The sequence below is a fragment of the Streptomyces sp. BE303 genome, from assembly GCF_036290945.1.
Lineage (GTDB): Bacteria > Actinomycetota > Actinomycetes > Streptomycetales > Streptomycetaceae > Kitasatospora.
Map to the genome: position 1 here is coordinate 54,550 of NZ_JAQYWZ010000720.1, position 20,319 is coordinate 74,868.

General features: G+C 76.8%; 5 protein-coding genes and 1 riboswitch. Of the genes, 4 read left to right on the forward strand and 1 reads right to left on the reverse strand.

Annotation, left to right across the window (positions count from 1 at the left end):
* Positions 1-26: 26 nt before the first annotated feature.
* The gene (locus PUR56_RS21485) at positions 27-3,218 is read right to left on the reverse strand and encodes a M28 family peptidase (RefSeq protein WP_329950100.1); all 3,192 of its coding nucleotides are present in this window, start codon (positions 3,216-3,218) and stop codon (positions 27-29) included.
* A gap of 400 nt (positions 3,219-3,618) precedes the next feature.
* On the opposite strand from PUR56_RS21485, the gene PUR56_RS21490 reads away from it, so the two are divergent.
* The 4 genes from PUR56_RS21490 to PUR56_RS21505 form a co-directional block, all read left to right on the forward strand.
* Positions 3,619-5,001 carry a helix-turn-helix transcriptional regulator gene (locus PUR56_RS21490; protein WP_329880970.1) on the forward strand — a complete coding sequence of 461 codons (1,383 nt, stop codon included), beginning with the start codon at positions 3,619-3,621 and terminating at the stop codon, positions 4,999-5,001.
* Positions 5,002-5,472: 471 nt separating this feature from the next.
* Positions 5,473-5,595: riboswitch (SAM riboswitch) on the forward strand.
* A gap of 259 nt (positions 5,596-5,854) precedes the next feature.
* Positions 5,855-9,019, forward strand: a complete 3,165-nt coding sequence (locus PUR56_RS21495; RefSeq protein ID WP_329950101.1) for a helix-turn-helix transcriptional regulator — start codon at positions 5,855-5,857, stop codon at positions 9,017-9,019.
* Between the two features lie 295 nt (positions 9,020-9,314).
* On the forward strand, positions 9,315-19,037 hold the full coding sequence (locus tag PUR56_RS21500; protein WP_329950102.1) for a type I polyketide synthase: 9,723 nt from the start codon (positions 9,315-9,317) through the stop codon (positions 19,035-19,037).
* On the forward strand, positions 19,034-20,319 hold a 1,286-nt coding region (locus PUR56_RS21505), incomplete at its 3' end, for a beta-ketoacyl synthase N-terminal-like domain-containing protein (RefSeq protein ID WP_443034542.1). The genes PUR56_RS21500 and PUR56_RS21505, both read left to right, overlap by 4 nt.

Genomic DNA, 20,319 nt, shown 5'->3' on the forward strand with positions numbered 1-20,319 from the left:
CCGTCCCGGAAACGGATCCGGTCCGCTCAGATCCGCTGCCAGAGGGCCGGGACGATCGGAGGCTCCCAGCCCACCTGGGCCGTGTGGCCCTGGAGGCACCGGTAGCTGAGACCGTTGAAGGTCACGGTGTCACCCGCCTGGTAGGTGGTGCCGGCCGCCCAGGTGCCGTTGCCCGGCCCCGGGTCGGTGCCGACCACCAGCGAGTAGGAGGTGGAGTGGCTGACCGAGCCGGTACCCGTCACGGTCAGGTTGTAGGTCCCGGCCGGGACGGAGGAGCCGACCGAGATGTTCAGCGTGGCCGAGCCGCCGGACTGCACCGAGGAGGGGCTGACCGAGGTCGTCACACCGGTCGGGGCGCCGGCGACGGTGAGGTTCACCGTCTGGGCCGAGCCGGAGGTGGTCTGGGTGGAGACCGACGCGTTGGTCGACTCACCCGGCTTGACCGTGCCGGAGCCCGGGTTCACCCCGATGGAGAAGTCGTTGGTCGGGATGGGGCCGGTGCCGACCGAGGTCTTCCACAGGGTGTACGCGACGCCGTCGGCGCTGCGGTCCAGCACGGTGGCGTTGATGTTGCTGGTGGTGTCGCACGCCGAGTGGTAGCAGGAGTCGTACGCGCGGTTCGCGGTGCCGCCCCACTTGGCCGCCTGGGCCGAGGTCTTGGTGGCGCTGGCGCCGGCCGCGTAGCCGGAGGTCGGGATGCCCGCCGACTGGAACGAGGCGTCGTCCGACCGGCCCTGGCCCTCGACGTTCTCCTCCGGCTGGAGGTTCAGCGAGTCCCAGTACGCCTTCATCGGTGCCGAGGTGGCGGAGTTGACGTTGTTGATGAAGTAGCCGGCGTTGGGCGAGCCGACCATGTCGAAGTTGTAGTAGCCCTTGATCGCGCTGCGCTGGGTGGAGCTCAGCTGGTTGACGTAGTGCTTCGAGCCCTGGAGGCCCTGCTCCTCACCCGTCCACCAGGCGAACCGGACGTGCCGGTTCATGGTCGGGTTCTGCTGCGCCAGGACCAGCGCGGTCTCCAGCAGCACGGCGGAGCCGGAGCCGTTGTCGTTGATGCCCGGGCCGGCGGCGACGCCGTCCAGGTGCGCGCCGAACATGGTGACCTGGTCGGCCGGGCCGCCCGGCCAGTCGGCGATCAGGTTGTTGGCGGTGTAGGTGCAGGTGGAGCAGGTCTGCTCGCTGACGGTGTAGCCGGCCGCCTGGAGCTTGGCCTTCACGTAGGCCAGCGACTGGCTGTACCCGGCGGTGCCGGTGCGGCGGTTGCCGCCGTTCTGCGAGGCGATGGTGTTGAACTGGCTCAGGTGCGCCTGGACGTTGGCGACGCTGATGTCAGGCGCGCTGGGGTTGGGGTTGCCGTTCCCGACCGTCAGCGTGTACTGCGCGGTGTGGGTGGTCGCCGCGGTGCCCGTGACCGTGATCACGTAGGTGCCGGGGGCCGTGGTGTTGGAGGTCGTGATGTTCAGCGTGGCGGACGAGCCGCTCTGCACCGAGGACGGGCTGACCGTCGCGGTGGCACCGCTCGGCGCGCCGGAGGCGGTCAGGGCGACGGTCTGGGCGCTGCCCGAGACCACCGCGGTGTTGACCGTCGCCGAGGTGGACGCGCCGGGCTGGACGGAGCCGGCGGTCGGGCTCACCGCGAGGGAGAACTCGGGGCCGGTCACGTTGCAGGTCGGGTCGGCGGGCTGCGCCGGGAGGCTGACCGCGTCCCAGGCCGCCTTGGTGCGGTTGAACAGGTTGCAGGTGGAGTCGAGGTTCTTGGCGGCGGTCAGGGTGGTGGTCCGGTACTTCTTGTAGGTCATGCCGCTGGTCTTGAGCAGCATGCCGCCGTAGAAGATCCGGCCCGCGTCCTTGATGCCGATGCCGGTGATCGTGGAGCTGTTGCAGGTCGGGCTGGTGGGCTTGCCGCCACCCGGGTTGGAGCCCTCGGCGAGCAGGTAGAACCAGTGGTTCAGCGGGCCGGCGGCCGCGTGGACCTCGGTGCTCGGGATCGAGGAGGAGTAGCAGTTCGGGTCGCCGTTGACCAGCGAGGGGTTGGCCATGTTGCGGATCGGACCGCGACCGACCAGGTTGATCATCTCGCCGACGGTGTAGTCCGGGTTGTCGTACGGGGCGGGCTGGTTGACGTACGCCTCGGTCAGTGCGCCGAAGATGTCGCCGGTGCCCTCGCCCAGGCCGTTCTCGTTGTTGGCGCCGCCCGGGGTGAACTGGTCGATGCCGTGGCCGAACTCGTGGCCGACGACGTCGATCGAGGAGATCCACTCGTTGGCGTTGTTGTGGCCGATCGAGACCGAGGAGCCGTCCCAGTAGGCGTTGACGTCGTTCAGGCCGACCTTGACCGGCCAGCTGCCGCCGTTCCCGTTGTGGCCGTTGCGCCCCAGCCAGTCCCGGAGCATGTCCCATTCCTTCTGCGCCGCGAACATCACGTCGCCGCAGCCGGTCTCCTTGCTGGTGGGGCTGCCGTTGCCCCAGGAGTCGGAGGACTTGGAGAACACCTGGCCGGTGGCGTTGTCGGCACAGCTCAGGCCCGGCCGGCTCGGGTCGCGCAGCGAGTACGAGCTGCCGGAGCCGGTGGTCGTGATGGTGACCGGCGGCGGGCCGTTCCACTTGCTGTTGATCGTGCCGGCCCGGACGTCGTCGTAGCTGTCGATGACCTCGCCGCTGCGGGCGTCGACGAAGACGTGCAGACGGCTCGGCGCCGACTCGGTGCGGCCGGTGAGCACGGTCTCCCAGGCGAGTCGCCCGGCGCCGTCCTGGACGCGGACCACCAGGCGGCGCGTCTCCACGCCGTTGACGGTGACCAGCTTGGTGCGGGAGGTCTTCTCCGCCTTGTCGGCGCTGATCAGGGGAGTGGTCGGCACGCCGATCGGGCCGGAGGAGGCGGACTGCGACCCGCGCACCTTGCCCTCGCCGTCGGCTATGACGACGGCGTCGCCGCCGACCACCGGCAGGCCCTTGTAGCTGCGCTCGTAGGCGACGGAGTAGAGGCCGGCGAGCCAGGGGGTGACGGACTGACGCTCGTACGTCTCGCCCGGGCCCTTGGCCAGGGCGTCCAGACCTGCCGCGGCCGCCTGGTCGGCGGCGTTCACGGCTGCGGTCAGCGCGCTCGGCGGCGCGATGGCCGACGGGCCCGGGTCGGCAGCGGCCTGCCCGACCGCGGTGGCGGTGAGCATGCCTGCCAGGACGGCCAGGGTGGTGCCCGCCGTCAGTAATCTGCGTTTCATTACGAGGCTCCTCGAACGTGGGGGTGCTCGACCGCGGACGGGTGTGCCGGAAAGGCACTCACCGCGGGCCGCATGGGGGACGGCCGTTGCGGGCGTCCGCGCTCGGGTGCCGGAACCCTCACACGCCGTCATGCCACGGTCAACGGGTTCGGCGAGCACTTCGAGCTGTTGGCAAGTTCTGTCAAGCCGCCCACCCGGTAACGGTGTTGGGGTCCGGAAGGGCAGCGTGGGAGGCCAGGGCACGTGCAGAGGTTGAGACCAGCTGGTGGAGAGGTTGAGACCAGAGGGGAAAAGTGGTTGAGACCACGTCATGTACGGAGGGGTCCTCCGTCCAGTACCGTCCTCCTCAGCGGACCTCCCCACCGGAAGGCCCGGGAGCGCACTCGGGAGGGCAGCCCCGTTGCACCGGAACCGCGGCGCGGCGACCCTCGCCGAGGACGAACTCTGGCGTGCCTTCGGCCTCCGCCTGCGGCAGTGGCGCCGCCGCGCGGGCCTCACCCAGGCCCAGCTGGGCGCCGAGATCGGCTACGACCACACCGCCGTCAGCAAGCTCGAACACGGCACCCGCCGCACCAGCCCGCGCCTCGCCGACCGCCTCGACGACCTCCTCGCCGCCGGCGGCGAACTGCGCACCGCCTGCCGACGGGCCGAGGACGGCGAACCGGAGGACGGCGCCGGGCTGCCGGCCGACTGGGCCCGTCCCCCGCTCCCCGGCCCGCCCGTCTCCCTCGTCGGCCCGGCCCTCCCGCCCTCGCTCACCGCCCGGCCGCCCGAGCGCCTCCCCGACTACGGACTGCTCTGTCCGCTGCACGACGCCGACGGCTGCGCCGTCCCCGAGGCCACCGACCTCGCCGCCCTGCACGCCGCCTTCCGCGCCGCCGACCCCGAGACCGCCCCGCCCCTCGACCCCGACACCGCCCACGCCCTCACCGGCCTGCTCGCCGCCCACCTCCGCGCCGGCGAGGCCCCCACCGGCCCCGGCACCGCCGCCGTCGAGGAGACCCTCCGGGTCATCCTCCGGCGCCTCGCCGCCCACCCGGCGGGCCTGACCCGGCGCCCGCTCGCCCGGCTCGCCGCCGAGTACGCCCACGCGGCCGGCGCCCTGCGCATGCAGGACGGCCGCAACGCCACCGCGATGGCCTGCTTCGACCGCGCCCTCAGCTGGTCCGAACTCGCCGGGGACCCCGCCACCCAGGTCGCCGCGCTCAGCGACATGAGTGCCCTCGCCCGCCTCGACGGCGACCCCGCCGCCGCGCTCGGGTACGCCCGCGAGATGGCCCGGGCGGCGCCGGGCCGGCACTGGGCGGGGGCGATGAGCCAGATCGGCCAGGCCCGCGCCTACGCGCTGGCGGGCGACGTCCGCGCCACCGTCCGGCACCTCGCCCGCGCGCGGCTCCACCTCGACCACATCGGGGCCCACGACGAGACGGACGCGGCCTGGCTCTCCATCGCCTCGATGCGGCTGCGGGTGGAGGCGGGCGCCGCCGCGGCACTGCGCGACGCGGCCGCCGCCGCCGGGGACCTCCGGCTGGCGCGCCGGGCCGTGGACGCCGCCGAGACGGCGCTCGCCCTCCTCGCGCCCGACCAACTGCCCTCCGCCCGGTTGCTGTTCACCGTCCGGGTGGCGGACTGCCTGTTGGTGGCGCGCGACCCCCGGGCGGCGGCGGAGCTGCTGGGCCCGGTGTTCGCGGCGGACGCCGGCGGGGCGGGGCTGCCGGCGCTGGTGCGGCACGAACTGGCCGGGCTGCGCGAGCGGCTGACGGCGCACGGGCTGGCGGGGTAGGGGTCGAGGGCACGCCGGCACGGGACGGTGCGGGTGGGACGGCGGGTGGGACGGCGGGCGAGGGCGGGCGCCGGAGCGGGACCGGCGGGGCCGTGGCGGGATCCTTGCGGGGCCGGGTGATCGTGCCGATCGTGTGTCCGGTCGTACCCGAGCGGGGACCGGGCCGCCTCGCCTGCCGGCGACAGGGGCCTCACCCGGGCCCCCGGGCCCGCCGGGTGAGGCCGCCGGTGCCCTTCGCGCACGGTCGGCCGGGCCCCGGAACGGCCCCCGGGCAACCGACGGACCGTCAGAGCGGAACCCGCCGGTCCGGACCTCGCCGTCCGCCCACCGACCCACTGTGGCAGCGGTGTTGCGGCCGGATTGCGCCCCGTTTCGCGGCGGTGCGGCCGACGTCCGGACCGGCGGATTCGTGGACGCCGAGGGCGGTTCCCGCAATTGACGGGATCGGCGGCGCCTTCCTAGACTCGGACCGGCGAAGAATGTCAGCCACGGGCCCCGGCCGGCTGACTGGCAACCCCCACACTGCGGTGGGGTGCCCCGGGGATAAGCCGGGTGACGTGGTGTTCCGATGACGCGTCGTCACAAGCGCAGTCATGGCCCGGTTGGGCTCGGGGGACGGAGAAGGTCGTGGAACAGCGGGCGGGCGGACGCAACGCCGCGGGCCTCAGGCTGGTGGCCAGGCTCGACGTCGACCTGCTCCGGCGCGCCAGCTCCCTCTGTCGCTGACGCCGGTCGGCCGGCCGGGCAGTGCTGCCCGCCTCGGTCGGTCCGTCCGATTCCCTCGCCCACGACCCCGTGCGAGGAGGAGCGCCCAGCGGCCCGACCTCCCGTGCGCATTGCTCCAGGAGAACGGATGCCCACCTTCCCCGCGCCCCGAGACCCGTCGAGATCCCTCCCGGTCGGCCGGGAGCCCGAGTACCGGAGACTGCGCGACGCGTTCGACCGCTGCGCGGCCGGAGCCGGAAGCGTGATCGTCCTGCACGGGTCGGTCGGCAGCGGCCGCAGCGACCTGCTCTACGCCTTCACCGACACCGCGGCCGAGCGCGGCGCGCACGTCCTCGTCGGCACCGGCTCGCCGCTGGAGCGGGAGTTCCCGCTGGGGCTGGCCCGGCAACTGCTCCAGGGCGCCGACCTCGAACCGGAGGAGGCCGCCGCGGCGGAGTCGCTGCTCGCCCAGGGCGCCGCCGAGGGGGCCCGCCCGGTCCTGCCGGACGGCCCGCAGGGGCAGCTCACCCAGCGCACCCTGGAGGGCCTGTTCCGGTTGGTCCGCCGGCTGGCCGAGCGCGCCCCCGTCCTGATCGCCGTCGACGACCGGCAGGACGCCGACCCGCAGTCGCTGGAGTTCCTGCTCTACCTGGTCCGCCGTACCCGCAGCGCGGGTGTGCTCACGGTGCTCAGCTCGCGCGAGACCATGACCCCGTCCAACCCCTTCTTCGAGGTCGAACTCGCCCGCCAGCCGCACCACCAGCACATCCGCCTCGACCTGCTCTCCGCCGACCTGGTCGCCGAACTCCTCCGGGCCCGGCTCGGCGCGGCGTCCGCCCGACTGGCCGTCGAGGCGCACGCCCTGACGGGCGGCAACCCGCTGCTCGTGCACAGCCTGATCGGCGACCAGGAGACCGCCGGCGTCCCGGACGAGCTGGTCGTCGGCGAGGGCTACCGGCGCGGGCTGATGCACTGCCTGCACCGGATCGACCCGCTGGCGCTGCACTACGCTCGGGGCGTCGCCGTGCTCGGCGCGTCCGCGACCCCGGACCTGCTCGCCGAACTCCTCCTGCTGGCCCCGGACTCGCTGCCCAGGGCGCTCTACCTGCTGCACGCGGCCGGTCTCTTCCGGGACGGCGGATTCCGCCATCCGACCGCCGCCGGGGACCTGCTGGCCGCGATGCGGCCGGTCGAGCTGGCGGCCCTGCACCAGCGGGCCGGCCGGCTGCTGCGCGCGGCCGGAGCGGCCGACGCGACCGTGCACGGGCACGCACGGGTGGCGGAGGGGCACCTGCGCAGTTCGCTGTCGGCTGCCGGCAGTGCCTCCGGCGAGGTGCCCGGACCGGGCGCGGGCACGGGGGGCGGCGCGGGCACCGGCGCGGGCACCTACGGCTGGCCGCCGGGCCTGGACGGGACCGGCGGTGCCGGCCCGGTCGGTGGAGTCGGTGGTGCCGGGAGCACCGGGGGCTTCGGCGCGACGCCGAGCGCCGTCGGAAGCGTGGCCGCGAGCACCCTCGGGAGCGCCGCCGGCTTCGGCGGGGCGTGGACCGCGGACGACGCCGGCCCCGTCGGGGGGACGGAGGGCGGCCTGTCCGGCTGGCTCTCCGGCGACCTGTCCGGCAGCCTGTCCGGTCACCTGCGCGGTGACCTGCGTGCTGACCTGCACCGCGACCCGCACGGCCACCCGTCCGGTGGGCCGACGGGCGGGCCGATCCGTGGGGTGGCGGGCCGGGCCGACGGGCTCCACAGCACCGGAGGGTTCGGGCCCGAGGCGGGCCACGGCCCCGTCGTCGGCGTGCTCGGTTCCTTCGGGACGGCGGCCGTCGAGTGCGTGCCCACCCTGCCCGGCACGGTGACCGACGCGGCCGCCGCGCGGCGGCACGAGCTGAAGGTCGTCCGCCACCACTTCTGGCACGGGCGCACCGAGCAGGGGGTCGCCGCCCTCGCCCGGTTCGAGGCCGAGCCCGGCAACGCCGCCCCCGCCGAGGCCCTGCGCCACTGGCTCGCGTACTGGTACCCGGGTCTGCTGCCCAACCCGGCCCGCCCGCAGCCGGGCCGGCCGACGACGGCCGACCACCGGGGCGACGGCATGCGCCTGCTCGCCGCCCTGCTGGCCGGCACGGTCGCACCGGAGACGGCGGTCGTCCAGGCCGAACTGATCCTGCGCGCCGGGCGGCTCGGCGGTGTCCGCACCGAGTCGCTGACCGCCGCGCTGACCGTCCTGCTCTACGCCGACCGGGCCGACCGGGCCGCGCACTGGTGCGGTCCGCTCGCCGAGCGGGCCGGGGCCCGCTGCGGCGCCAACTGGCACGCCCTGCTGGCCGCGTTGCGGGCCGAGGCGGCGCTGCGCCAGGGCGACCTGCGGGCCGCCGACGAGGCCGGCCGGGCGGCCTTCGCCCACGTCCGGCCGGAGGCCTGGGGGGTGGCGGCCGGGCTCCCCCTGGCCACCATGGCCGCCGCCCGTACGGCGGCGGGCCTGCACCAGGACGCCGCCCACTTCCTGGAGCTGCCCACCCCCGAGGGGATGGCCCGCACCCCCGCGGGGCTGCACCACCGGTTCGCGCTCGCCGGCCACCGGCTGGCCCTCGGGCGGGCCGAGGAGGCGCTCGCCGACTACCGCGCCTGCGGTGACGCGATGGCCCGGTGGGGCCTGGACCACCTGCCCGCGATCGCGCCCTGGCGGCTCGGAGCGGCCCGGGCGTACCTCGCTCTCGGCCACCGCCCCACCGCGGCGGCCCTGGCCGACCAGCAGCTCGCGCGACTCGGCCCGGCCGGACACCCGCGGGTCCGCGGTCTGGCCCTGCGGATCCGCGCGGCGGCGGGGGAGCGGTCCGAGCGGACCGAGCTGCTGGAGCGCTCCGTCGCCCTGCTGGAGGAGGCCGGTGCCGAGGCCGACCTCTCCGCCACCCTCTCCGAGCTGAGCGAGGCCCACCGGAACGACGGGGACCCCGGCCGCGCCCGGCAGACCGACCGCCGGCTCCGGCGCAACCCGCCGCTGGCCGTCGTGCCCGCCGAGCGCCCGGCCGCGGACCCGGTGGGCGAACCGGCCGCCGGCGGGCTCTCCGAGGCCGAGCGGCGGGTCGCCGAACTGGCGGCCCGCGGGCTCTCCAACCGGGACATCGCCCGCAAGCTCTACATCACCGTCTCCACCGTCGAGCAGCACCTCACCCGGGTCTACCGCAAGCTCGGGGTCCGTCGCCGGGTCGACCTCGCCAAGCTGGTCGGTCCGGGTACGGGCGCCGGCGGCCCCGAGGAGGGACCCGTGCGCGCACTCGGAGCGCGCAACCGCCCGGCCGACCTCGTCGCCGGCTGAGGCCCGCGCTCCCGGCGACCGCCGGCGGTGGGCCGCCCCGCGGCCGGGCCGCGTACCGGACACGATCCCGTCCGGTACGCGGCCCGGCCGCGTTCGGCGCGGGATCCGGCCGGGCGGGCGGCCCGGCCGGGGGAGGGCCGCAGGGGGTGGCCGGAGGGACGGACGGGCAGGTCGGCAGGCTGAGGGGACCACGTCATAGGGGTTCTACAGGGGTTGGCTAGGGGCCCGACCGGCGCGGATCCACGGAACTCTGAGGGTCGATCCGAGCCACCGGCCCTCAGGAGTGGAACCCACCATGGCGCGCCTGGAACCCCTCGACCCGTCCGCACCGCAGCCCGGCCCGCCCGAGGCGGTGGCCGTCGTCGGCGTCGCCTGCCGGCTGCCGGGAGCGGCGGACCCGGAGGCGTTCTGGAAGCTGCTCGACACGGGTGCGAGTGCGGTCGGCTCCGCGCCGCCGCAGCGCTTCGGCGGCGCGGAGCCGCCCCGGGCGGGCGGGTGGCTCGACCACGTCGACCGGTTCGACCCCGAGTTCTTCGGCCTCTCCCCGGCCGAGGCCGCCGCCGCCGACCCGCAGCAGCGGCTGGTGCTCGAACTCGCCTGGGAGGCCCTGGAGAACGCCGGCGTCCTGCCCGCCGCGCTGGCCGGCGGCCGTACCGGCGTCTTCGTCGGCGCCATCGCCGCCGACTACACCACGCTCACCACCGGCGCCGGCGCGATCACCCGGCACAGCCTCACCGGTCTCAACCGGGGCATCATCGCCAACCGCGTCTCCTACGCCCTCGACCTGCGCGGTCCGAGCCTCACCGTCGACTCCGCGCAGTCCTCCTCCCTGGTCGCCGTCCACCTCGCGCTGGAGAGCCTGCGCGGCGGCGAGTCGGACGTCGCGCTGGTGGCGGGCGTCAACCTCAACCTGGCGGCCGAGTCGACGCTCACCGTCGACCGGTTCGGCGCGCTCTCGCCCGACGACCGCTGCTACACCTTCGACGCCCGGGCCAACGGCTACGCGCGCGGCGAGGGCGGCGTGCTGCTGGTGCTGAAGCCGCTCACCCGCGCGGTGGCGGACGGCGACCGCGTCCACGCGGTGCTGCTCGGCAGCGCGGTCAACAGCGACGGCGCGACCGACGGCCTGACCGTCCCCAGCGCGGACGCCCAGGCGGCGGTGGTCCGCGAGGCCGCCCGGCGGGCCGGCGTCGCCCCCGGGCTGGTCCAGTACGTCGAGCTGCACGGGACGGGCACCCGCGTGGGCGACCCGGTCGAGGCGGCGGGCCTGGGCGCGGCACTGGGCGCCGGGCGCCCGGCGGAGCAGCCGCTGCTGGTCGGCTCGGCGAAGACCAACGTCGGTCACCTGGAGGGCGCTTCGGGCATCGTCGGCCTGCTGAAGACGGTCCTGGCCGTGCGGCACCGGAGGATTCCCGCCAGCCTCAACTTCGTCACCCCCAACCCGGACATCCCCTTCGAGCGGCTCGGCCTCGCGGTGCGGACCGACTCCGGACCGTGGCCGAACGCCGCGGGCCGGCTGATCGCCGGCGTCAGCTCCTTCGGCGTGGGCGGCACCAACGCGCACGTGCTGGTGGCCGACGCCCCGGAGACCGCCCCGCCGGGGGAGGAGGGGGAGCCCGGAGGCGTCGGCGAGGCGCCGGCCGAGGACACCGCGGTCGTGACCGTGCCCGGCGGGCCGCTGCTCTGGCCGCTCTCCGCCCGGACCCCGGCCGCGCTGCGCCGGCAGGCCGCCCGGCTCCGTGCGTTCGCCGACCGGGCGGGCGCCGACCCGGTGGCGGTCGGCCGGTCGCTGGCCACCACCCGGACCGCCTTCGAGTACCGCGCCGCCGTGACCGGCACCGACCGGGAGGGCCTGCTCACCGCCCTCGACGCGCTCGCCGAGGGCGGGCAGGCGGCGGGCCTGGCCCAGGGCCGTGCCGCCACCGACGGTGCGGCGCGCGCGGCGTTCGCCGACGGCCCGGCGCCGGACGCCGCCGGGCACGGGGCCGGCGACCGGGCGGGTACTGCGGGCGCGACCGGCAGCGGCACGGTGCTGGTCTTCCCCGGCCAGGGCGCGCAGTGGGACGCCATGGCCCGCGAACTGCTCGCCACCGCACCGGTGTTCGCGGCGAAGATCGCCGCCTGCGAGGAGGCCCTCGCCCCGCACGTCGACTGGTCGCTCGGGGCGGTGCTGCGCGGCGGGCCGGGCACGCCGGACCTGGAGCGGGTGGACGTGGTGCAGCCCGCCCTGTTCGCCGTGATGGTGTCGCTGGCCGCGCTCTGGGAGGCGGCGGGTGTCCGGCCGGACGCCGTGATCGGGCACTCCCAGGGGGAGATCGCCGCCGCCCACGTGGCCGGTGCGCTCTCGCTGGAGGACGCGGCGGCGGTGGTCGCGCTGCGGTCGCAGGCCATCGCCGGTCTGGGCCTGACCGGCCGGGGCGGCATGGCGGCCGTCCCGCTGTCCGCCGAGGAGGTCGCCGGGCGGATCGCCGGGCGGGCCGACGAGCTCGGGATCGCCGCGGTCAACGGCCCGTCCGCGACCGTGGTCTCGGGCGACCGGGCGGCCGTCGCCGACCTGGTGGAGCAGTACCGGGCGGAGGGCGTCCGGGCGAAGCTGGTGCCCGTCGACTACGCCTCGCACTCGGCGCAGATGGAGCCGCTGAGGGAGAGCCTGCCCGCCCTGCTCGCGGGGATCCGCCCGCGGACCGCGTCCGTCGCCTTCTACTCGACGCTCACCGGCGAGCGGTTCGACACCGCCGGACTCGACGCCGCCTACTGGTTCCGCAACCTGCGCGGCACCGTCCGGCTGGAGCGCGCGGTCCGCGCGGCGCTGGCCGACGGGCACCGGGCGTTCGTGGAGAGCAGCCCGCACCCGGTGCTGACGGTCGGGCTCGGCCAGCTGGCCGACGGCGTGGCGGCTGTCACCGGCACGCTCCGCCGGGACCACGGCGGACTCGACCAGTTCCACGCCGCGGTGGGCGAGCTGTTCGCCCGGGGCGGGGCGGTGGACTGGTCCGCCCTCTACGGGCCGGGCGAGCGGCTCACCGGGCTCCCCACGTACGCGTTCCAGCGCCGCCGGCTCTGGCTGGGCGCCACCGCGGGACCGACCGCCGTCGACCCGAACCGGGCCGCCCCGCACGGGGGTCACCCGACCGGGGGCGCCCCGGCCACCGACGCCCCGGCCACCGACGTCCTGGCGGTCGACGCCCCGGGCGCCGAAGCCCCGGACACCGACGTCCTCGGCGAGGAGGCCGCGCTGGCGGCCGTCCGCGCGGGTGCCGCGATCGTGCTGGGCGAGCCGGGCGGACCGGACGCGGTCGACCCGGACCGCACCTTCAAGGACCTCGGCTTCGACTCCGTCGCGTCCGTCGAGTTCCGCGACCGGCTCGCCGGCGCGACCGGCCTCACCCTGCCGACCAGCCTGGTCTACGACCGGCCCACCCCCCGCGCCGTCGCCGCGTTCCTGTCCGGGCGGACGGGCACGCGCACGGCCGTCCCCGAGGCGGCGGGCGCCGCCTCGGCGCGGACCTCCGACGGCCTCGACGAGGACCCGGTCGCGATCGTCGCCCTCAGTGGGCGCTGGCCCGGCGGCGCCGACACCCCCGAGCAGCTGTGGGAGCTGCTCCGCACCGGCAGGGACGCCATCGGCCCGTTCCCGGAGAACCGCGGCTGGGACCTCGACGCCCTCTACGACCCGGACGGCGAGCGCCCCGGCAGCTCCTACACCCGGCAGGGCGGATTCCTGTACGACGCCGACGAGTTCGACGGCGCCTTCTTCGGCCTGGCCCCGCGCGAGGCAGCCGCCACGGACCCGCAGCAGCGCCTGCTGCTGGAGTCGGCGTGGGAGCTGACCGAGCGCGCCGGGATCGTCCCGGCCACTCTGCGCGGCAGCCGGACCGGCGTCTTCGTCGGCGTCATGCCGCAGGACTACGGCCCGCGCCTGCACGAGACGCTCCCCGGGTACGAGGGGCACGCCCTGACCGGCACGCTCACCAGCGTCGCCTCGGGCCGGCTGGCCTACACGCTGGGCCTGGAGGGCCCGGCGATCACCGTCGACACGGCCTGCTCCTCGTCGCTGGTGGCGATCCACCTGGCCGCGCAGGCGCTGCGCACGGGGGAGTGCGACCTGGCGATCGCGGGCGGGGCGACGGTGATGTCCTCGCCGGGCATGTTCACCGAGTTCAGCCGCCAGCGCGGCCTCGCCCCCGACGGCCGCTGCAAGCCGTTCGCCGCCGCCGCCGACGGCACGGCCTGGGCGGAGGGCGCCGGGCTGGTCCTGCTGGAGCGGCTCTCCGACGCCCGCCGCCGCGGACACCGGGTGCTGGCCCTCGTCCGGGGCAGTGCGGTCAACCAGGACGGCGCCTCCAACGGACTGACCGCCCCCAACGGCCCGGCCCAGGAGCGGGTGATCCGCCAGGCCCTCGCCAACGCGGGGCTGACGGCCGACCAGGTCGACGCGGTCGAGGCACACGGCACCGGCACCGCGCTGGGCGACCCGATCGAGGCCCGCGCGCTGCTCGCCGCCTACGGGCAGGACCGGGCCCGCCCCCTGCTGCTCGGCTCGGCGAAGTCCAACATCGGCCACACCCAGGCCGCCGCCGGGGTCACCGGGGTGATCAAGCTGGTGCAGGCGCTGCAGCACGGCGAACTGCCGGGCACCCTGCACCTGGACGCGCCGTCGCCGCACGTCGACTGGACGGCCGGCGACGTCAGCCTGCTGGACCGGGCCACGCCCTGGCCCGAGACGGGCCGGCCGCGCCGGGCCGCCGTCTCCTCGTTCGGGATCAGCGGCACCAACGCCCACCTGATCCTGGAGGCCCCGCCCGCCGGGGCCGGTACGGAGCCCACCGCGCCGGCCACCGCGCCGGCCACCGCGCCCGCCACCGGGCCCGCCGCGGAGGCGACCGCCACCGCGGCACCGGACGCGCACGCCCCGCTCCTGCTCTCCGCCCGCACCGAGCCGGCCCTCCGGGCCCAGGCCGCCCGCCTGCTGGACCTCGCCGGACACGGCGCCCCCGGCCTCGCCCGCTCCCTGGCCACCACCCGCACGCACTTCCCGCACCGCGCCGCCGTCCTCGGCGCCGGACCCGCGGACCGGGCCGACGCCCTGCGGGCGCTGGCCGACGACCGCGCGGACGCCCCCGGACTGCTCCGCGCCACGGCGGCCCGGACGCCCCGGCTGGCCTTCCTCTACTCCGGCCAGGGCAGTCAGCGCGCCGGCGCCGGGCGCGAACTGTACGGCGCCGAGCCGGTGTTCGCGGCGGCGGTGGACGAGGTCGCCGAGCTGTTCGGCCCGCACCTGGCCGCCCCGCTGAAGGACGTCCTGTTCGCCGCACCGGGCACCGCGCAGGCCGACCTGCTGGACACCACCGCCTACACCCAGCCCGCCCTGTTCACCCTGCACGTCGCGCTGCACCGGCTGGCGACCACCGCGTACGGGCTGCGCCCCGACCACCTGATCGGGCACTCGATCGGCGAGCTCAGCGCCGCCCACCTGGCCGGCGTGCTCACGCTGCCGGACGCCGTGGCCCTGGTCGCCGCCCGCGGCCGGCTGATGGAGGCGCTGCCGGAGGGTGGCGCGATGGCCGCCGTCCGGGCCACCGAGGCCGAGGTGCTGCCCGAACTGGACGGGCGGGTGTCGGTCGCCGCCGTCAACGGGCCCGGCTCGGTCGTCCTCTCCGGGGACGGCGACGAGGTGCGCCGGCTCGCCGAGGAGTGGCGGGCGCGCGGGCGGCAGGTCAAGCTGCTGACCGTCGGGCGCGCCTTCCACTCGCCGCACATGGACGCCGTCCTGGACGAGTTCCGCGCGGTGGCCGAGCGGTTGACCTACCACCCGCCGCGCCTCCCGGTGGTGTCCAACCTGACCGGCGCCCTCGCCTCGGCGGCCGAGCTGACCGACCCCGGCTACTGGGTCCGGCACATCCGCGAGGCGGTCCGGTTCCACGAGGGCGTCCGCACCCTGGACGGGCTCGGCACCACCGCCTACCTGGAACTCGGACCCGGCCCGGTGCTCACCGCCCTCGCCGAGGAGAGCCTCACCGCCCTCACCGAGGACGCCCTCACCGAGGCCGGCCCCGCCGGGCCCGCCCCCGCCGCGCCGAGGGCCCTCGCGGCGCTGCTGCGCGCCGACCGCCCGGAGCCGGCGACCGCGGCCGAGGCGCTCGCCCGGCTGCACGTCCACGGCGTGCCGGTCGACTGGGACACCGCCCTGCCGTCCGGCCCGGCCCGCACCGACCTGCCGACCTACCCCTTCGAGCGCCGCCGGCACTGGCTGGACCAGCCCGCCGGCCGGGCCGCCGACGCGTCCGGCCTGGCCGCCACCGGCCACCCGCTGCTCTCCGCCGCCACCGAACTCCCGGACGGCGAGGGCTGGCTGCTCGCCGGGCGGATCTCGCTGCGCACCCACCCGTGGCTGGCCGACCACGCCGTCGCCGACGGCGTCCTGCTGCCCGGCACCGCCTTCCTGGAGCTGGCCGTCCAGGCCGCGCTGCGCGCCGGGGCCGCCCACGTCGAGTCGCTGGACCTGGCGGCCCCGCTCCCCCTGCCCGCCACCGGCGGCGTCCGGCTCCAGGCGCTGCTCGGCACCGCCGACGCCGAGGGCCGCCGGCCGCTGCGGATCCGCTCCCAGCCGGACACCGGGGCCGCCGACGGCGCCGAGTGGACCACCCACGCCACCGGCACCGTGGCCGACCGGGCGCCCGCCGCCCCCGGCGCGGACACCGCCGCCTGGCCCCCGCCCGCCGCCGCCCCGGTCGGCCTCGACGACGCCTACGAGCGGCTCGCCGAGCGCGGCTACCGGTACGGCCCGGCCTTCCGCGGCCTCACCGCCGTCGCCGCACTCGGCGAGGAGCGGTACGCCGAGATCGCCCCGACCGCCGCCGACGCCGGCGCCTACGCGCTGCACCCGGCCCTGCTGGACGCAGCCCTGCACGCCGTCGTCCTGGACGCCGAACGGACGGTCCTCCCCTTCTCCTGGCGGGACGTCACCGTCCACCGCGCCGGCGCCGCCGCGCTGCGGGCCCGGATCACCCCGGCCGGCCAGGACACCGTCACGCTGGAGCTGACCGACCCGGCCGGCCTGCCGGTCGCCACCGTCGGCGCGCTCACCCTGCGCGCCCCGGCCGCCGCGGGCCCGGACTCGCTGTACCGCCTGGACTGGCAGCCGCTCGCCTTCGACGGTGCCCCGCTCGACGGCTGGGCCGTGCTCGGCGAGGACGCCCGGCCGCTCGCGCCCGCCGGGAAGCACCCGGTGCTCGCCGACCTCGCCGAGGCCGGCGCCGGGCAGACCGTGCTCGCCCCCGTCCGCACCGCCGAGCAGACCCTCGCCCTGCTGCACGCCTGGCTGGACGGCGAGCGGACCGGCACCCTCGTCCTCGTCACCGAGCACGCCGTCGCCACCCACCCCGGCGAGGACGTGCCCGACCCGGCCGCCGGCGCCGTCTGGGGCCTGGTCCGCAGCGCGCAGGCCGAACACCCGGACCGGTTCGTCCTGCTGGACGTCGACACCGCCCTCGGGGGCGGCGCGCCCGGAGCCCCGGGAACCCCCGGCGCCGACCGGTCCGCCGCGACCGACCCGACCGGGACGATCGCCGCCCTGTCGACCGCACTGTCGGCCTCCCTCGCCACGGGCGAGCCGCAACTCGCCCTGCGCGCTGGGGAGATCAGCGTCCCGAGGCTGGTCCGCACCCGGTCCGCCGACCTGCTCGACCCCGGCACCGCCGTGGCCTGGCGGCTCGACACCACGACCCCCGGCAGCCTGGACTCGCTGGCCCTGCTGCCCGCCCCCGAGGCCGAACGCCCGCTCGCCGCCGGGGAGGTGAGGATCGCCCTGCGCGCCGCCGGCCTCAACTTCCGCGACGTGCTGATCACCCTCGGCATGTACCCGGGTGGGGCCCGGATCGGCGCCGAGGGCGCCGGCACCGTCCTGGAGACCGGCCCCGGCGTCACCGGACTGCGGCCCGGCGACCGGGTGATGGGCCTGGTCCAGGGAACCCTCGGCCCGGTCGCCGTCACCGACCACCGGCTGCTCACCCGGATCCCCGACGGCTGGAGCTACGCCCAGGCCGCCACCGTCCCCGTCGCCTTCCTCACCGCCTACCACGGCCTCTACGACCTCGCCGGCCTCCGGTCCGGCGAGACCGTCCTGATCCACGCCGCCACCGGCGGCGTCGGCCAGGCCGCCGTCCAACTCGCCCGCCACGGAGGCTCGGTGGTGCTCGCCACCGCAGGCCCCGGCAAGTGGGGCGTGCTCCGCGGCCTCGGCCTGGCGGGCGACCGGGTCGCCTCCAGCCGCACCCTCGACTTCGAGGACTCCTTCCGGACCGCCACCGGCGGCCGCGGCGTCGACGTCGTCCTCAACGCGCTGGCCCGCGAGTTCACCGACGCCTCGCTGCGCCTGCTCGCCCCCGCCGGCCGGTTCGTCGAGATGGGCAAGACCGACCAGCGCGACCCGGCGACCGTCGCCGCCGACCACGACGGCGCCGCCTACCTGGCCTTCGACCTGTTCGACGTCGACCCGGACCGGATCGCGGTGATCCTGGCCGACCTGGCCGGACTCTTCGAGCGTGGCGAGCTGCTCCCGCTGCCCGTCCACGCCCAGTCCGTCCGGCAGGCCCCGCAGGCGCTGCGCAGGCTCAGCCAGGCCCGGCACACCGGCAAGCTCGCGCTCACCCTGCCGACCGCGCTCGCCGACGGCGGAACCGCGCTGGTCACCGGCGGCACCGGCGCACTCGGCCGGCTGGTCGCCCACCGCCTCACCGCCCGGCACGGCGTCCGGCACCTGCTGCTCGCGAGCCGGCAGGGGCCGGACGCACCCGGCGCCGCCGAACTGCGCGCCGAACTGGCCGAGTCGGGAGTCACGGTGACCTTCGCCGCCACCGACCTCGCCGACCCGGACGCCGTCGCCGCGCTCGTCGCCGGGGTCCCCGCCGACCACCCGCTGACCGCCGTCGTGCACACCGCGGGCGTGCTGGACGACGCCGTCCTCGGCTCGCTCACCCCCGAGCGGCTCCGCACCGTTCAGCGGGCCAAGGCCGACGGCGCGTGGCACCTGCACCGCGCCACCGCCCACCTCGACCTCGCCGCCTTCGTGCTGTTCTCCTCCGCCGTCGGCCTGCTCGGCAACCCCGGCCAGGCCAACTACGGCGCCGCCAACGCCCGGTTGGACGCGATCGCCCAGCACCGGGCGGTCCGCGGGCTGCCCGCCGTCTCGCTCGCCTGGGGCCACTGGGCCGAGGCCGGCGGCATGGCGGCCGGGCTCACCGCCGCCGAGACCGAACGCCTCGCCGCCACCGGCCTCGCCCCGATGACCAACGAGCAGGCGCTCACCCTGTTCGACGCCGCGCTCACCACCCCCTACCCCGCCCTGGCGGCCGCCCGCCTCGACCCGGGGCCGGTGCCCGCCGACCGGCTCGCGCCCGTCCTGCGCGGCCTGGCCCGACACCGCCCCCGTCCGGCCGCCGCCGGCGGCGCCGAGGGACCCGCCGCGCTGACCGCCCGGCTCGCCGGCCAACCGGCCGCCGAGCAGGAACGGCAACTGCTCGCCCTGGTCCGCTCCACCGCCGCCGCCGTCCTGGGACACCCGGACGCCACCGCGATCCAGAGCGACCTCGGCTTCATGGACAGCGAGTTCGACTCCCTCGGGGTGATCGAGCTGCGCAACCGGATCAACACCGCGACCGGTCTGCGGCTGCCCACCACCGCCCTGTTCGACCACCCGACCCCGGCCGCCCTCGCCGCCCACCTGCGCGACCGGCTCGCCCCCGCCCCGCAGCCGCACCGGGCCGACCCGACAGCCGAGTTCGACCGGCTGGAGCAGGCCCTGGCCGCCCTCGGCGACGACCCGGACGCCCGCGCCGGCGCAGCGGCCCGGCTCACCGCGCTGTTCGCCGTGCTCGGCGTGCCCACCCCGGCACCGCACCCGGACGGACCGGCCGCCCCGGCGGGCCCGGAGGCCGACGACGGCCTCGCCGCCCGCATCACCGACGTCAGCGACGACGACATCTTCGACTTCATCGACAACGAGCTCGGCATTTCCTGAGAGAGGCCAACGCAGAGATGAGCACCAACGAGCAGAAGCTCCGCGACTACCTCAACAAGGTCGCCGCCGAGCTGCACCAGACCCGTCAGCGACTGCGCGACGCCGAGGCCAAGGCGGCCGGCGGCGGCGCGGAGGAGCCGATCGCCATCGTCGGCATGGCCTGCCGCTTCCCGGGCGGCGCCGACACCCCGGACGCCCTGTGGCGGCTGGTCTCCGACGAGCGCGACGTCGTCGGCCCGTTCCCCGCCGACCGCGGCTGGGACCTCGACCACCTGTACGACCCCGACCCCGCCAAGCCCGGCCGCAGCTACGCCCGCGAGGGTGGATTCCTCTACGAGGCGGGCGAGTTCGACGCCGAGTTCTTCGGCATCTCGCCGCGCGAGGCGCTCGCCGCCGAGCCCCAGCAGCGCCTCCTCCTGGAGACCGCCTGGGAGGCCCTGGAGGACGCCGCGATCGACCCCGCCGCACTGCGCGGCAGCCGGACCGGTGTCTTCGCGGGCGTCATCGCCCAGGAGTACGGGCCGAGCATGCACCACCTGCCCGCCGAGGAGACCGACGGCTACGTCCTCACCGGCACCACCACCTCCGTCGCCTCCGGCCGGATCGCCTACAGCCTCGGCCTGGAGGGCCCGGCCGTCACCGTCGACACCGCCTGCTCCTCCTCGCTGGTCGCGCTCCACCTGGCCGCGCGCTCGCTGCGCGCCGGGGAGTGCTCGATCGCCCTGGCCGGCGGCGCCACCGTGCTCTCCGCGCCCGGCATGTTCATCGAGTTCAGCCGCCAGCGCGGCCTCGCCCCCGACGGCCGCTGCAAGCCGTTCGCCGCCGCCGCCGACGGCACCGGCTGGGGCGAGGGCGCCGGCCTGCTCGTCCTGGAGAAGCTCTCCGACGCCCGCCGCAACGGCCACCGGGTCCTCGCGGTGCTGCGCGGCTCCGCCGTCAACCAGGACGGCCGCTCCAGCCAGCTCACCGCCCCCAGCGGCACCTCCCAGCAGCGCGTCATCCGCGAGGCGCTCGCCTCCGCCGGGCTGACCGCCGGCGACGTCGACGTGGTCGAGGCGCACGGCACCGGCACCCGGCTCGGCGACCCGATCGAGGCCCAGGCGCTCATCGCCACCTACGGGCAGGCGCACAGCGACGGACAGCCGCTCTGGCTGGGGTCGGTGAAGTCCAACATCGGGCACACCCAGGCGGCGGCCGGCGTGGCCGGGGTGATCAAGTCGGTGCTGGCGATCCGGCACGGTGTGCTGCCGCGCACCCTGCACGTCGACGCGCCGTCCCCGCA